Genomic DNA, 14,354 nt, shown 5'->3' on the forward strand with positions numbered 1-14,354 from the left:
GTGTGGCCGTGCCCGGCAGGGCTACGGACTACCCTGCCGGGCACCATTCCATGAGAAGGTTGCGCCCTTCCCGCGCCAGGGGGCGGAAGCCGGTTTTCTCCCATGCCCGCACAGCCCGGATGTTGGTCGCCACAGGGTCAACGGTCACGCGCCGCCATCCACGCTCCGAGCACAGATGCGTGACCAGTGCACGAGCCGCGTCAGGTCCCAGACCTCGTCCCTGCGCGTCAGGGGTGAGCACCATGTCGATGCCGCCTTCGGTCGCATCAGCGTGCCAGTACTGGGCGTAGCCCACCGCCGTGCCGTGTGCGAGCACCAGGTAGGACCCCACTCTCGGGCGGCGCCGCCCCACATATTTCTCGGCGACCTGCTGCCGAGACAGTGGTATCCCGCCCCAGTTCTCCACGAAGTCGGGACCGGCGAACCACGAGGCCAGCATCTCGAGGTCGTTCTCTGTGGTCGGGACGAGCCGAGTCAGCACACCGTCAAGAGCAACATCACCGGTCATCGGACAACCCCCGTCAAAGAACGCACCCCGCCCAGGAAGATCCATAATCACTCGGCGTACGCGGCCCCAGCAAGTGGACCAGATCCTCCGCGCGGGAGTCGTTTCGCGAGGAGCGTGGGAGTCACTGGTTGGCCCCCCGCGGTGATTGATCGCGAGGAATCTCGATCGCGCTTTCCCCACTCGTCGATTCCTGCGACCCGGCGGACCTTCCCCACCTGCCGCGGGTCCGCAAAGAACAACTGCGCATGCCCCCCGGTGAGCGTCACCCGGAAAGACGCAGTCTTCTCGCCCGAGAAGTAAGTGCGCTGGGAGATGCCGCGCAACCTGGATGCAGCTGCTGCACCCTGCGCGACGACGGAGCGACGTTGGGCGATCTCGCACAGCTCGACACCTTGGTCACTGTGGGCACCCGCGAGCAGGCCGAGCAGCGCTTGACGGAACTTCGGTCTCGAAGCTGACTGAGCGCATCAAGGTGGCGCGGACCGGGCCTTCGGCCACAAAGCGAACTGACGACAACTTACCCGGCGATCGAGGTGCTGGCCCCGCCATCCGCCCCTGGCCGGTGCGCCCGAGCCGCGGACGCCTCGTCCGCAGCCCCCCGGCCGGCCCGCCCATCGCACAACCGCGCGGCTACGTGCCACCGAGCGCTGCGCGCTCCTGACCGAATTGCCGACCATGTCCCCGACGAGTAGCCCTCTCCGCCTGTGAGACCCAGAACAAGGCGCTACCCGCGCCACCGACTTGCCGAACCCGCGCCGGACGGACCGGCCGTCGGACCGGCCCGGGGACGGGTGCGAACCGATGAACCGGTGGCGCGGAGCCGACGTACTAGCGGATGAACATCCCCCACCTCACGGAGATCACCATGTCCGAGACAGCCGGCGTCCGGGACGTGGGCTGCGGATGGGGCAGCATGGCGATGCACGCCGCCGCGACGTACGGCGTCCACGTCACCGGCGTGACCATCTCCGTGGAGCAGGCGGAGCTGGCCCGCAAACGGGTCGCCGAGGCCGGTCTCGCGGACATGGTCGAGATACGGGTGCAGGACTACCGGGACGTCACCGACGGCCCCTACGACGCGATCTCGTCGATCGGCATGGCCGAGCACGTCGGCGCGGAGGCGTACCGGACGTACGCGGGACGGCTGCACGCTCTGCTGCGGCCGGGCGGCCGGCTTCTGAACCACCAGATCGCGCGTCGCCCGCGTCGCGTGGAGGAGTCGTACCGGCTCAACGGGTTCATCGACCGCTACGTCTTCCCGGACGGGGAACTGTCACCGGTCGGTCCGACCGTGTCGCTGCTGGAGGAGGCCGGGTTCGAGGTCCGTGACGTGGAGGCGCTGCGGGAGCACTACGCGCTGACGCTGCGGGCCTGGGTGACCAATCTGGAGCAGAACTGGGCCGAGGCGGTGCGGCTGGCCGGCGCGGGGCGCGCTCGGGTATGGCGGCTGTACATGGCCGCCTCGGCCGTCGGCTTCGAGCGCAACAACCTGGGCGTCAACCAGGTGCTGGCTGTCCGCACGGCCCCGGACGGGGGTTCGGGGATGCCGCTGGTGGCCCGGGTCCCGACCGCCCCGGAGGCGTGACCCGGGGGTTTTGGCGACCGGGGGTTCCGGCTGGGCCTCCCGTCCCTACGGGCGGCGGCGCGCGGAGCCCGGGAAGGGCACCGACGGGAGGCGGGAGTTGTTGAAGAGGCGGCCGGGGTCATGGTGCGCCTTGAGGGCGATGAGATGGCAGCCCCAGGAGGCTTCCTCACCGGGCGCGCAGGGGCCGACGGCCGGGGCGGCGGCGATCCCCCGAGGCTGTAGTCCACTCCCCCCATCGTCTCGCCGGGTCTGTCAGTCGAACGGCGCTCCCACCGATTACGGCCGGTGCTGTAGAGCTCCTCGGGCGGACAACGGCCTCCAGGCGCGTCGGTCCACATCACCCAGGTTCCAGTCCCGGATGGCTGAACGGCGTCCGTATTCGCCTCTCCCCCGACCAGCGTCAGCGAGGCCCTGACCCCCTGACGCTGGTCGGGAGCCGCTACCAGTTGGTGATGTAGAAGCAGGACCACTGACCGAGGCCGCCGCTGTACTGGAAGGCCCACAGGATGTTCGTCCGCGTTTCTTCGCCGTACCCGCCGTCAGTGCCGATGCGTTCCTCCCTCTGAGCGTGGACAAGAGCGTTCTTGGTGTTGGTGCCGAAGATCCCGTCGGTGCTCAGACTGCGGCCGTAGCATTTGTTCAGCGTGATCTGCAGAGCCTTGACCTCGGGTCCACTGGCTCCCTGGTACATCTGGCAGTCCACGTTGTTGTTGTAGGCAGGAATGCTCGCGTGATAGCCGGAGTTGGAGATCGTCTTGCCGACGGTGTCGTTGCAGTAGCCGGCGTAGGCAGCTGCGGGTGTCGCGGTGACCATCCCGATGCCGGCAGCCGAGAGCGCGACTGCCGCAGCGGAGACGCCGGCCTGGGCGCGGAGTGCGCGGAGCTTCTTCATGCTTCCCCCTGGATTCCGTAGCGTGGACGCTTTTCCCTGAAGTCGTCCGTACGCAAGCTGTTGAAATGAAAGGTCGAGCGGACCCTGAAACCTTTCGGGTTCGTGAGCCCTTGTCGTACGCCTTGAAAGGTCCTTGCAGAGCCCCGCTCGGGGCGGGTGGAACGGCTGCTGCACAGGGACGCGGTTGAAGATCCGCTGCTCTTCCTTGTAGCCCCTACCTTGAACGCCGCCACGAGCTGCCGTCTCCCGTCGTCAAGATCCAAGCGTGGCGGCTTTCGCCTTCACCCTGGCTGCCCCCTGGTCGCCACCGACGTGGTCGACCAGACAGCCTCGTTCGGGGCTCTGCCGAGCGGGACTCGGAAGCCGTCGGAACGAAACATGGACCGTCCAGGCTCGCGACGTTCGCGTCGCGCCTGGTGAAGTCAACTGTTGCTCGTCCGGCCAGCGCCCGGCCACCCCCTTGCGGCTGAAGGCAAAAGCGCAGGCCGAGAGGGAGAACAAGCTGCTCCGCTTCTCTCTACTGCGGGTGCGAGGGGTGTTCTCGGCAGTGCTGCGTGCTATGGCGGCAATGCGCGGGCAAGGATTGCCTTCGCAGGGGAGGGACTTACCGGCCCTTCCCTTCGCCCGGGAAGCCTCCGCCCAATTTTCCCTGACGGGGAGGGGCGCTACGGAGCTCCTCGACGTCGCTGCGGGCCCAGACGCGGAGGCTGTAGACAGTCGTGCCTGGCAGGAGGCAGCCCTGGGTCGCGGAGGCACGGACGGTGCTCGGCGCGACACCGAGCAGGGCGGCGGTTTTCTCTCCGTCGAGGAGGTGGTCGGCCGGTCACGCCCGGGGCTGTGTCCGGTCTGCCACAGGCCGCGGATCCACGCGGTGTCCGGCCGGTGGGGGTGGGCTCAAACTACGCCTTGCTTGCCCGGGCAAACCCGTAACTGAGTGACAAGTCGTTGATGTCACCGTTGCGTCGTACGGAAGGGCCCGTCCCTTCGGCGTAGGTGACGGCGAGCATGGCGCGGCCGATGGCTCGGGTGGTGGTGACATAGCGGGGGGCGACGCGTCGCAGGAGCGGGTAGAGCCCTGCGGTGATGCGGTACACCGTGGGGTACAGCGGAGTGCGGGAGACGGCCCCGCCGACGGGTTGGACGTACCCGGGGCGGAACATGTGCGCGGTGATGCTCAGGACCCAACGGGTGCCTTGATCGGCACGGCGTCTTTGAAGTCGGTGAACGTGATCGTCCCTTCGATGTCGGGGGCGGAGGCAAAGTGGATCTTCTGGCGTACGCGCACGACCCGGCCCTCGTCGTCGATCCATGCCTCCGCGTCGATGGTGGTGGCAGGTCTCAGGTTGCGCCCTACCGCCCTGTCCACCGATTCGATGTCCTCCGGCGTGAGGCGGGCCGACACGCGCACGGGTTCACTGTCCTGGTGCACGGAGGCGCTGTGATCGAGCATGAGCCGCACATACGCCGGGAGCCGGTCCGTGGGTATACCGCCCTTTGCGGCCGACGCAGGGAACTCCTGCCATGGCCCGTGGGTACCGGTGGCGCGCCGGTACACCTTCTGCCGGGTGATCACAACGTCTTCGGTGTACTGCTCGGTCATGTCTGTCGTGCGCCCTGTGAAAGGCGCGTTGAGGTTGACCCGCCCTTCCATGAGCTGGAGCCGTTCGGTCCCTGACTGTGTGACGGCTTTGAGCGCGGCCGAGTACGGGATGTCGCCGGCTGCGGCCAGCCGGTCGCGGACGACCTGCGGGTCGCCATTCGGTGGTGCGGGCAGGCTCGAGGAGCATGCGGAGAGCATCAGCCCCAAGAGCACCAGAGCCAGGGGAGCTGTCCGGCGGTGAGACACAGGTGAATCCTCTGAGATACCGAGCCCGAACAGGAGACAGTCCGGGCCGCAAGTGGATGGTCGACGCATCCTGTCAACCTCGGAGATCAGGCGGGGCGCAGGGGGAGGTGACGTGATCAAGAGTGTGTCTGACGGTTACGGAATCGCTGTCTCGGCCCGCACAACCGGTGCTGGGGCCAGTTGCACGGCGCCGCCGGTGGACGCCCGAGCCTGTGCTGCACGCCGGGTCAGTTCAGCTGCCTTCACCGCGAGATCCGTATCGGTCAGAGCACCGTACGGTCGTGCCGCCCGGTCGTCCCACCTGGGAAACGTCAGGTCACCTGCGACCACAGTCGCAGGGTCTGCCGGGTCGGCACAGGCGCCGGGACTCAACTCTTCTGCTGTCGACGCACCATCTCGGTGATCCAGACGGGCGCGTACGGAGAGGTACAACCCGGCGAGGTCGGATAGTCCTTGAGCACTCCGAGACGCTCACCGATGGCGAGGGCGCGGGCCCGGTGGGCGGGGTGCTCGATCCCGATCTGGGCCAGGCAGTGGTTCATCGCCCACTGCAGGCGGTCCGGGGCGTCGCTCATCTCCGTTTCGATGACATCGAGCAGCCCCTCCAAGTCGAGGCCTTCGGACGTGGTCATCACACGCGCAGTGGTCAGCTCCCAGCCGGCGGCGGCGACGGTGGGGTCCGGATCTGCCGGCCACGTCTGCCGCAGCTCTTCGGCGTGCGGGCTCTTCCTGACGACATAGCTCACGAGCCAGCTGTGCACCTTGGGTGCGCGCGCCTGACGCACCATGGAGTCCAGCTCGTCGCGTGTGAAGGCCTTCGGACGGCAGATCAGGAGCGCGAGAAGCCGCGCCGCGGCGTCACCCGACTCCCAGAGCTGACAGGCGAGGTCCTGGTTCGTCTTGAGCCTCTTCGCGAGCGACCGCAGCGCGCTCAGGTTCACGCCGTGATCGTCGCCGTGCTTCTCGTTGACCGCACGGATCTTCGGGTCCTCGAGCTCGCCGAGCTCGGCCAGCACGCCGGCCACCGTTACCTCGGGCATCTCGCGCCCTCCCGTCCTGTGTAGGCGCACCCCACGGTGCAAGCAGGCCTCCGTCGAGGACACCCGGTTCATGCCCGACTGCTGACCCGTACGGATCGGTGCCCGTTCCCTGGTCATGGCGTGCCTGGTCAACTCCCATCATCGCGTCGAGCCTCGACGGCGGTAGCACAGCGGTTCTCGGTCTGAGGATCCGGCCAACCGGTCACTTTGCGTCATCATCCGGCAACTGCCAGGCGCGACGGTGCGGGTTGCGGATACATAAGGGGGTCGGAACGGGACCGAGGGTGATTCAGGGGCGGGCGGGATGCTGACCATCAACGTAGGAGTGCTGCTCGCCGTGATCGTCCTGCTGCGGCTGCGACGACGCACCGAGGCCCGCAGCCGGAACGACGAGAAGCTGACCGTGATCATCGTGCTCGCTCTCGGCGTCGTCATCGCCCCGACGCCCTTGGGCGAGGGCATCGGCGACTTCCTGGGCCAGCTCGCCTCCGGCATCACCGACTCCTCCCGCTGAAACCGGAGCGCGCCCGATGGCCAACCGCCGCCCCCCGTCCCGACGCCGGCCCGCGGCGCGTGGTCCCTCCCGCCGCAGCGCGCCCCCGCGCCGCCGTCGCTCGCGTCGGCAGCAGCGCCGCGACACCCAGCTGCTCCTGTTCGGGTCCGGTGCCGCCGCAGGACTCGCGCTGATCTATGCCGTGATCTCCTGGCTGCTGGTGAACTGGTGGGCGCTGATCGTGCTGGGGGCCCTCGCAACCGCCGGCGGGACGGCGTGGACCCACCGGTATCGCCGACAGCAGGCCTGGGAACGGGTACGGCGACAGGCACTGCGCTACGGGCTGCCGCAGCTGGACGCCCTGCACCACCGCGACTTCGAGTACGCCATCCGCGACCTGATGCGCCGCGACGGGTGCACCGACGCCCGGCAGATCGGCGGGGCCGGCGACAACGGCGCCGACGTCCTGGCCACCGACCCCCTCGGTCGCACCTGGGTCATCCAGGCCAAGCACCGCAAGGACGGCGACCGCGGCTCAGCCGTCGGCACCCCCGACCTCCAGCGCGTCAACGGCACCGCCCGTCAGCTGTACGGAGCCGACGTCGTCCTGGTCGTCACCAACGGCCGCTTCTCCACCCGATGCGCACCCCTGGCCGAACAGCTGCACATGCACCTCGCCGATCGGCGCACCCTCGCGGCCTGGGCAAGCGGCGCGCGTCCCTTGTGGGAGCTCCTTCCGAAGGTTCCACCACCTCGCAAAGGCCGGTAGCCCGCGTGCCGGAGGACGCAGTGGTGATGACCGTGGCGAAGGCGGTGGAGGCGCGGGCGACGGCGGCACGGTAGCCAGCACCCTTTATTCGGGCGAGCGCGTTGTCGCACATCGGCAGAGGACCGGGTGCTCTCCGATCGCCGTCTGCGGCGCTCTGGCCATGCGCTCTCCTCTCTTCCCCGGTCAGGGCCGGTGGTGGTCGGTGACCGATACGGCGTCGGAGTGTGCCGCGTGCCGCCCGGCACGGCGGGCGAGGAGAGGGCCGAGGTCCGTCGCGCGGGTGATCGCGGTCTCGACGGCGGTGATGCGGTCGGCCAGCAGGCCCAGAGCGGCTACCGCCCGGGCGAGAGGATCGTCCCCGGAGCCGCCGAGCGCCCGGGCGCGCGCATGGGCAGCGGTGATCTCGCTCCAGCGGACGGTCTGTGCCGGGGTGAGGACGCCGCGGAGCCCGGCGAGCTTGAGGAGGGCGGCCTCGGCACCGCCGCTGAGGGTCTGGGCCTCGGCGGTGTAGTGGTCGTCGATGGCAGCGGCGAGTTCGGTGTCGTTCATGGCGGCCGAGATCCGGGCCGTGATCTTGTTCATGGTGCGGTACGAACCCTGGAGCCGGAACGGCGGTTCGGTGCGGGCCTCGTCGGCGGTGGCGGCCGAGGCGATGTATGCCTCGTTGACGGCGAGGACCGTCTCGCGTGCGGTCAGGAGGTGGCGGAGAACGGCGAGGACCTGGTCGAGTTCGGCCGGGGCGTACGGGTGGACGAGCCGGTCGCGGCGGGCCGTCGGGTCGCCGGCCGCCAGCCGGGTCAGAAGCTGCAGGTCGCTGCGCTCGCGGCCGGCGAGCGGAGCGAGGAGGGGGTGGGAGGTGAGGGCGTTCTCGACGAAGCTGAACGCGAAGGTCTCCTCCTTGCCGCTCAGCACGTCGCCGAGATTCCAGATGTCGGCCCGGTTGGCGAGCATGTCCGGTACGCGGAACGCCTGCCCGGACTCGGTGTAGGGGTTCCCCGCCATGCAGACGGCGAAGCGCTTTCCCCGCAGGGTGTGCCCGTTCAGGGTCCGCGTGGCATCGCAGAGCGGGATGAACTTCTGCAGGAACTCCGGCGAGGTGTGCTGGATGTCGTCCACGTACAGCAGGACGTTGCTGCCCGCCGCCAGGGCGAAAGCGATCTTCTCCAGTTCCCGGCGGGCCGTCGCGTCGGGGGCTTCCAGGGGATCGAGAGAGGTCGTCCGGAAGCCGAGGGCGGGTCCGTCGACCTTGACGAGGAGGAGGCCGAGGCGTTCGGCGACGTACTCGATCAGCGTGGTCTTGCCGTAGCCGGGCGGAGAGAGGAGCAGCAGCAGGCCTTGGGAGTCGCTCCGCCTGGCGTCTCCGGCCGCGCCGAGCTGCTTGGCGAGATTGGCCCCGATCAAGGGGAGGTAGACCTCGTCGACCAGCTGGTTGCGGACGAAGGACGCCATGACCCGGGGCCGGTACTCGTCAAGGCGGAGACGAGCGCGCTCGGTGGCGACAAGCCGAGCCCTGTGTTCCTGGTACGCACGGAAGGCCGGCACGTCGGTGGCCGCGAAATCCCGTGTCCTGGTCAGGAACTCGTCGAGCCGCACTTCCAGCGCGCCCCCGTGCAGACGGGGGTGGCTGCCCAGGAGTCCGGCGACCGTCTCCGTGGCGCGGGCGCCGATCTCGTAGCGGTCGAGGTCCGGGCACAGCTCGACCGCGACGGCCTCGGCCACGACGCCCTTGTCGAGTTCCTCCCCGGACGCTGACGCGTAGGAGGTGAGCCATGCCTCGACGAGTTGGCGCCGCGCGCGCGGCCCGGTGAGGGAGGCGAGGGCGTCGTCGTACGCGGAGGTGCCGACGGCGCGGCGGAACGTGTCGAGCAGGGTCCGAGCCGCGTCCGAGGTGGCGAAGCCCGCTGGTTCGGTGGCGAGTTCGTCGACCAGGTACGCGGCGGCGGTCGGGTCGCCGATCTCCTCGGTCAGCTCGTCCCGCAGGCCGTCGACAGCCGACTCCGCGCCGAACAGGTCACGGGCCCGGCTCAGGGCGCCCGCCTGCCGGTGCCACTGGTCACGGGCCTCGGCGGTGGGAGTGTGGGCCCAGAAGATCTGGGCGGCAGCCCTTGCCGGAGCCGGGTACCTGAGCACTCCGATGCGTCGGTGCAGCCGGAGGACGGCCTCGAGGATCGCCGCCGCGTCGTGGTCGTGGACGCCTTGCTCGTACCCCTGGTCGTACGCCGCCTCGGCGGCCCGTCGTGCGAGCGCGGACAGGTCCTCGCCCGCCAGTCCGTCGGCGCCGTGCTCGGTGAGAAGGCGTGCGGCCAAGTATTCGGACCGGTAGACCTCCGGAGATTCGGAGGGCAGGGTCCGGTCCCAGAAGGGGCGGGTCCCGGTGAACGCCGGGTCGGTGACGGGCACACGGTAGTCGGTTCCGGTCAGCGCGAGGGCGAGGGTGCCCTCGTGCGGTACGAGGGTCAGCTCGGGGACCTGCCGGTTCACGGTGAAGCGGTGTCGGCCCAGGCGGATCGTGGCGCCGCCGTCGGCGAACAGCTCGGTTCGGTCCCGCAGCGCGCGGAAAGCTTCCTGACGGGCGGCGCCGAGCCGGCCCTCCAGCTCCTCCGCCCGTGCCTCGTCACCGAGCTCCCGCAGCTCGGCTCCGTTGCGCCGGGCCTTGGCGACCATGGGATCGGAGGCGAAGTACGTGTGCACCTCGTCCGCGTCGGACAGGGTCGCGGCTCGCCGGGCGATCGTCTCCAGGGCGCGGCCGGCCGAGCCCGCGAGGAGTTCCGCGCGGCGGGCGCGAGCGTCCTGGAGGGTCTGCCTGCGCGTGGTGAAGGCGTCGTACATCTCGGCGCGTTTGTCGGCGATCTCGTCGAGGAAGCCGTCGTGTTCGGCGAATCTGGACTCGAGGTTCTCCAGCTGGAGCAGCAGTCTGCCGAGCTGGTCGTCGCAGTGGTCCGGGGTGTCCGCGGCGGCCAAGGCTCCTGTGACGGCCTGGCCGAGCAGGGCGAACTCGGCGGCGAACTCCGCCCGGCCCTCCTGGTCGAGGAGCTCGGCGCGGCGGGCTGCGAGGAGGGCCCGGACGCGGTTCAGCGCGGCCAGGACACTGGCGATCCGTTCCAGGATCGAGGTGCGGACGGTGGCCTCGGCGATGTCGAGGCCGGCGATGATCTCACTGAGGGTCCGCAGGCCGGCGGCGTGCGTGTCGAGCCGGTCGGCGACCGGGCCCGTGCCCGCCACGGTGGTGACGGCTCCGGCCTCGGCCGCGAGCCGCTCCGCGTCGACGTGGTGGGTGGTGAAGGCGTCCTCACGCCGGAGGAAGGCGACGGCCCGCTGGGCCGCGGAGGTGATGTCGGCCTCGACGTCCCCGGCGAGGGCGTCGATGCCGCCCGTGTCGGCGTACCGCATGTCCTTCAGGGTCAGCAGGTGGCCCTGTGCCCGGCGGAGTTCGGTGATCCGGGAAATCCACTCCTCCGCCGTAGCGGGCGCCTCGCCCCGGACGCGCCGTACCAGCGTGCTGACTTGCCGGGTGGATTCAGCGAACGCTTCTGCCGCCTGTCGGGTGAGCGTGGCCACCGTCTCGAACTCGTCGAGGACGTGTGCGGCGGTGGTCTGGAGTTCGGTCAGCGGGGTGCGCAGGTCGCCGGTCTCCGCGTCTCCCAGCCAGTGGTGGACGTCTCCCGCGCGCACGCAGGAGGTGACGAGTGCCTCGTAGACCTCGCCGGCGGGAGTCAGTTCGGTGGCCTGGCGGGCGATCGCCAGGCAGTCCGCGATCCCCCGGACGAGATCCGCGTTGCCGATGCGGGCCAGGGGACCGTCCACCGCGGGTGTCACATGCGTGTCGGAGACGTACGGAGTCCGCCAGATCTGCACGGGGTGGACGCGGCCGGGCTCGCCCGTCTCGTCGCGCAGCACGATCATCGTCCCGTCGTCGAGCAGCGCGTATCCCCGGCAGGCAAGAGGGCGGGTGATCTCCTTGCGGATCAGGTTGTACGACAGGAGGAGGCCGCGCCGCTCGGGCCTGCTGTGGAAGGCGAAAAGGAGGTCCTCGCCGTTGGGTGAGCGGATCAGCCGGTCGAAGAGCAGTCCGGACGTGTCGGTGTCGAAGGTCCTCACCGCGCCGGAGGCGAGGCAGTAGCCACCGGGGAAGACCACCCCCTCGTCCTCGGGCAGCCGCAGACACGACTGACCGATACCGTCGAGCCTGACCACGCTCCCGGTCAAGGCGTTGAAGACGAGGTGGCGGTCGGCCTCCTCCTTGTACGGCCGGACGCGCACCAGGGTCAGCGCCCCCACCGCCGCGTACGCGACCTCGGCGTCCGCCAGTGCCTGGAGCGGCTCGTCGACCGGCTCCGCGTACACGCCCTCGGCCGTCTCGGCGTCGTTCTCCGCCTTGACCGTGAGCTTCCCGCCGGCCGTGGAGACGAAGAGGCGGCCGGCGAGCGAGATGTGCGGGTGCCGGCCCTGTACGTGGTCCTCGCGGGTCGTCTCCACCCACTCGACGTCGTGCGAGGGGGCCATGACGTGGTCGCGTTCTCCCAGGGCGTCGAGGAAGCGCGTCTCGCCGGAGGGGCCGACCGACCAGCGCAGGACGCGGATGTCGTCGGCCTTCTGTCCGATCTGGAAGACGGCGAGGAGCCGGCCCTCCACGCGCCTCAGCCGGAGCAGGCGCGCGTCTCGGAAGTACCGGTGCAGTGCCGAGAACTCCCGTACGAAGCCGGGGTCGTCGAGGAGGCCGGGCACCCCCTCCTCGGGCAGCGGGTTCAGGTCGCGGTCGTGAAGGGTGAAGACGTCGGCGACCGACGGCTCGGCGCTCCCCAGGGAGGCCGGGTGGCAGCCGAACAACAGGATGTCGTCCCCGACAACGGCGATGTCCAGCAGCGCCCCGGCGCCCTCGGTGCGGACGCCTGCGGTGCCGGTGAGAGACAGTCCGCCGGCACCGAAGGCGGCGGTACGGGCGGTGTTGAGCGCCGCGGCACGCCTGGCGAGCTCGGCCGCCTGCGCCGAAAGGCGGTCGCGCAGCACCGCGTACGTGTCCTGGTCGATTCCGGCGCTCATCTGCATCCGTTCCTTGTCCCGTGATGGATGCGGGTCCGGCGCCGGCAGCCCTCGTATGCCGGCACCGGACCCGCTGTGACCGCTGTTCCCGGGGCGGTCAGCTCGTGACCACGCCGTTCAGCGGGGCGGTCTCGGCCGGGGCAGCGGTCGCGTGACCGGGTGCGTGCGCGTCGAGTACGCCGGACTTCATGACCTTCGCGAGCAGTGCCGAGACGCTGAGGTTCTGCACGTCCGCACTGGAGAGCGAGCCGAGAACCCTGGTCAGGTCCTCGGTGAAGGAGCCCTCGCCGTTCAGCCAGGGGCCGGCCAGCGTCTGCGCGGTCCGGGAGTGGTCCATGAAGCCGTCGACGGACTTCCCGAAGGCGATCGACTGCACCAGACGGTCGAGGAAGACGGACTCCCCGCCGACGATGTTGATGTCGGCGTTCTCCAGCCCGGTGGCGAGAACCGTCGCCTGCGCCTCGGCGACCCGCCGCTGCACGTCGAGGCCGGTGAGCCGGATCTCCTTCTCCGCCTCCAGGCGCAGCCGGTACTCCTCGTGGTCACGTGAGGCCTCGTCGAGCGCGGCCATCGCCGCCGCCTTCTCGGTCAGACCTGCCGCTTCGGCCTTCAGCTTCTCGCCGATCGCCGTGGCCTCGGCCAGCGCCTTCTCCCGCGTCCCGACCGCCTCGGCGCGCAGCCGTGCCTCCGTGGCCTCCGCCTCGGCGCGGCCCGTCTTCTGGATCGCGTCCGCCTCTTTCTCCCGGATCTGAACGGCGGCGAGCCCTTCGGCGGCGGCTTCGGCCTGGACGCCTTCGGCGAGCCGGATCTTGGCGCGGGCGTCCATGTCGGCGGTCTTGTTGCGCGCCTCGGCCAGGGTGAGTTCCTCGGCGGCCCGGTGCACCGCCGCCTGCTCGGCCGCCTCGGCCGCCTTGATGTCCTTGACCAGCCGCTCCTGCGCCTCGGCCTCGGCCGCGATGACGACCGCCTGCCGGGTACGCTCGGCCTCCTCGACCATCCGCAACCGTTTGATGGACTCCTCCTGCTCGGCGACCGTACGGTCCACCGCCACCCGCTCCCGGATCACCTCGGCGATGTCCCGGCGCTCCGCCTCGACCTCCTTCTGGGCGGAGATCTGCGTCAGTTCGGTCTCCCGGTCCCGGGCGATGACTTCGAGGAGACGGTCCTTCTCGATCCGCTCGTTCTCGACGGCGATGACGCGCTCGCGGTTCTTCTGCGCGACCGCCACCTCCCGGGCCTGATTCTCCCGCTGGATCCCGAGCTGCTCCTCGGTCCTGAGGAACGCGCTCTGGGCCCGCAGCCGCTCCTCCTCCACCACCCGGGCCGTCTCCGCCTCCTCTCGTGCCCGTACGGTGTCGACCTCCCGCTTCTGCTTGATCTCCGCGTCCGCCTGCCGCCGCTCCAGCTCCAGGATGGCTTCGCGGGCGTCGACGTTCTGTCGGGTGATCTCCTTCTGCTCGTGCTGGCGGAACTCGTTCGTCCGGACGTTCTCCACCGCCGTCAGTTCGGTGATCTTGCGGATGCCCTGGGCGTCGAGGATGTTGCCGGGGTCGAGCTGGGACAGCGGCGTCTGCTCCAGGTAGTCGATGGCCGCGTCCTCCAGGCTGTAGCCGTTGAGGTCGATGCCGATGATCTCGATGATCCGGAACCGCAGCTCCTCGCGCTTGGTGTAGAGGTCGGTGAAGTCGAGCTGCTTGCCGACGGTCTTGAGCGCCTCGGAGAACTTGGCGTTGAACAGCTCCTGCAAGGTCTCCTTGTCGCTCGCCCGGGCCGTGCCGATCGCCTGGGCCACCTTGATGACGTCCTCGACCGTCTTGTTGACCCGGACGAAGAACGAGATCCGGATGTCCGCGCGGATGTTGTCCTGGCAGATCAGCCCGTCCCGGCCGGTCCGGGAGATCTCGATGGTCTTCACCGAGATGTCCATGACCTCGGCCTTGTGCAGGACGGGCAGGACGACCTGCCCGGTGAAGGTGACATCGACCTTCCGCATCTTCGAGACGATCAGGGCCTTGCCCTGCTCCACCTTGCGGAACAGCCGGCTGACCACGAACAGCAGCGTGAGAACGATGAGCAGGACAGCGGCGACGAGCACGCCGATGCCCACGGTGATGGCATCCATGAGAGAACCCCGTGTCGATGGAGAAGGCGGGAGCCACTGGCTCGGGCGGCGGACTGGAG

Annotated in this window: 9 protein-coding genes and 1 pseudogene; 3 read left to right on the top strand and 7 right to left on the bottom strand. The window is 69.8% G+C overall.

The features are described 5' to 3' along the window. Window positions 1-28: 28 nt before the first annotated feature. The gene (locus ACFY8O_RS30335; protein WP_387908006.1) at window positions 29-508 is read right to left on the bottom strand and encodes a GNAT family N-acetyltransferase; all 480 of its coding nucleotides are present in this window, start codon (window positions 506-508) and stop codon (window positions 29-31) included. Window positions 509-1,373: 865 nt separating this feature from the next. On the opposite strand from ACFY8O_RS30335, the pseudogene ACFY8O_RS30340 reads away from it, so the two are divergent. Then, a pseudogene (locus ACFY8O_RS30340) lies at window positions 1,374-2,093 on the top strand (class I SAM-dependent methyltransferase); the annotation flags it as partial. Between the two features lie 439 nt (window positions 2,094-2,532). On the opposite strand, the gene ACFY8O_RS30345 reads toward ACFY8O_RS30340, so the two are convergent. The 4 genes from ACFY8O_RS30345 to ACFY8O_RS30360 all read right to left on the bottom strand — a co-directional run bounded on the left by ACFY8O_RS30345 (window position 2,533) and on the right by ACFY8O_RS30360 (window position 5,871). Next, window positions 2,533-2,985 (bottom strand): peptidoglycan-binding domain-containing protein, encoded by a 453-nt coding sequence (locus ACFY8O_RS30345; protein ID WP_387908008.1) that lies wholly within the window; start codon window positions 2,983-2,985, stop codon window positions 2,533-2,535. 899 nt (window positions 2,986-3,884) lie between these two features. Then, a complete protein-coding gene (locus ACFY8O_RS30350; RefSeq protein WP_387908011.1) occupies window positions 3,885-4,145 on the bottom strand; it encodes a hypothetical protein in 261 nt (86 codons plus the stop codon). 14 nt (window positions 4,146-4,159) lie between these two features. Continuing rightward, entirely contained in the window at window positions 4,160-4,783 is a 624-nt protein-coding gene (locus tag ACFY8O_RS30355) for a hypothetical protein (RefSeq protein WP_387908157.1), read from the bottom strand. A 416-nt stretch (window positions 4,784-5,199) separates the two neighbouring features. Continuing rightward, the gene (locus ACFY8O_RS30360) at window positions 5,200-5,871 is read right to left on the bottom strand and encodes a DNA alkylation repair protein (RefSeq protein WP_387908012.1); all 672 of its coding nucleotides are present in this window, start codon (window positions 5,869-5,871) and stop codon (window positions 5,200-5,202) included. A 304-nt stretch (window positions 5,872-6,175) separates the two neighbouring features. Here ACFY8O_RS30360 and ACFY8O_RS30365 point away from each other — a divergent pair, with 304 nt between their 5' ends. Then, complete coding sequence (locus tag ACFY8O_RS30365) at window positions 6,176-6,385, top strand: hypothetical protein (protein ID WP_145811241.1); 210 nt, start codon at window positions 6,176-6,178, stop codon at window positions 6,383-6,385. Window positions 6,386-6,401: 16 nt separating this feature from the next. Next, entirely contained in the window at window positions 6,402-7,133 is a 732-nt protein-coding gene (locus tag ACFY8O_RS30370) for a restriction endonuclease (RefSeq protein ID WP_387908013.1), read from the top strand. 183 nt (window positions 7,134-7,316) lie between these two features. On the opposite strand, the gene ACFY8O_RS30375 is transcribed toward ACFY8O_RS30370, so the two are convergent. Further along, a complete protein-coding gene (locus tag ACFY8O_RS30375; RefSeq protein ID WP_387908015.1) occupies window positions 7,317-12,173 on the bottom strand; it encodes a DNA repair ATPase in 4,857 nt (1,618 codons plus the stop codon). 97 nt (window positions 12,174-12,270) lie between these two features. Then, window positions 12,271-14,295, bottom strand: coding sequence for a flotillin family protein (locus ACFY8O_RS30380; RefSeq protein ID WP_387908018.1), 2,025 nt, complete (start codon window positions 14,293-14,295; stop codon window positions 12,271-12,273). Window positions 14,296-14,354: the final 59 nt, after the last annotated feature.

Source organism: Streptomyces argenteolus (genome assembly GCF_042902585.1).
GTDB lineage: Bacteria > Actinomycetota > Actinomycetes > Streptomycetales > Streptomycetaceae > Streptomyces > Streptomyces argenteolus.

Excerpts from the sequence above, each read along its gene's own strand:
- ACFY8O_RS30335 (WP_387908006.1), bottom strand. The coding sequence starts at position 508 with ATGACCGGTGATGTTGCTCTTGACGGTGTGCTGACTCGGCTCGTCCCG.
- ACFY8O_RS30345 (WP_387908008.1), bottom strand. The coding sequence starts at position 2,985 with ATGAAGAAGCTCCGCGCACTCCGCGCCCAGGCCGGCGTCTCCGCTGCG.
- ACFY8O_RS30350 (WP_387908011.1), bottom strand. The coding sequence starts at position 4,145 with ATGTTCCGCCCCGGGTACGTCCAACCCGTCGGCGGGGCCGTCTCCCGC.
- ACFY8O_RS30355 (WP_387908157.1), bottom strand. The coding sequence starts at position 4,783 with ATGCTCTCCGCATGCTCCTCGAGCCTGCCCGCACCACCGAATGGCGAC.
- ACFY8O_RS30360 (WP_387908012.1), bottom strand. The coding sequence starts at position 5,871 with ATGCCCGAGGTAACGGTGGCCGGCGTGCTGGCCGAGCTCGGCGAGCTC.
- ACFY8O_RS30365 (WP_145811241.1), top strand. The coding sequence starts at position 6,176 with ATGCTGACCATCAACGTAGGAGTGCTGCTCGCCGTGATCGTCCTGCTG.
- ACFY8O_RS30370 (WP_387908013.1), top strand. The coding sequence starts at position 6,402 with ATGGCCAACCGCCGCCCCCCGTCCCGACGCCGGCCCGCGGCGCGTGGT.
- ACFY8O_RS30375 (WP_387908015.1), bottom strand. The coding sequence starts at position 12,173 with ATGAGCGCCGGAATCGACCAGGACACGTACGCGGTGCTGCGCGACCGC.
- ACFY8O_RS30380 (WP_387908018.1), bottom strand. The coding sequence starts at position 14,295 with ATGGATGCCATCACCGTGGGCATCGGCGTGCTCGTCGCCGCTGTCCTG.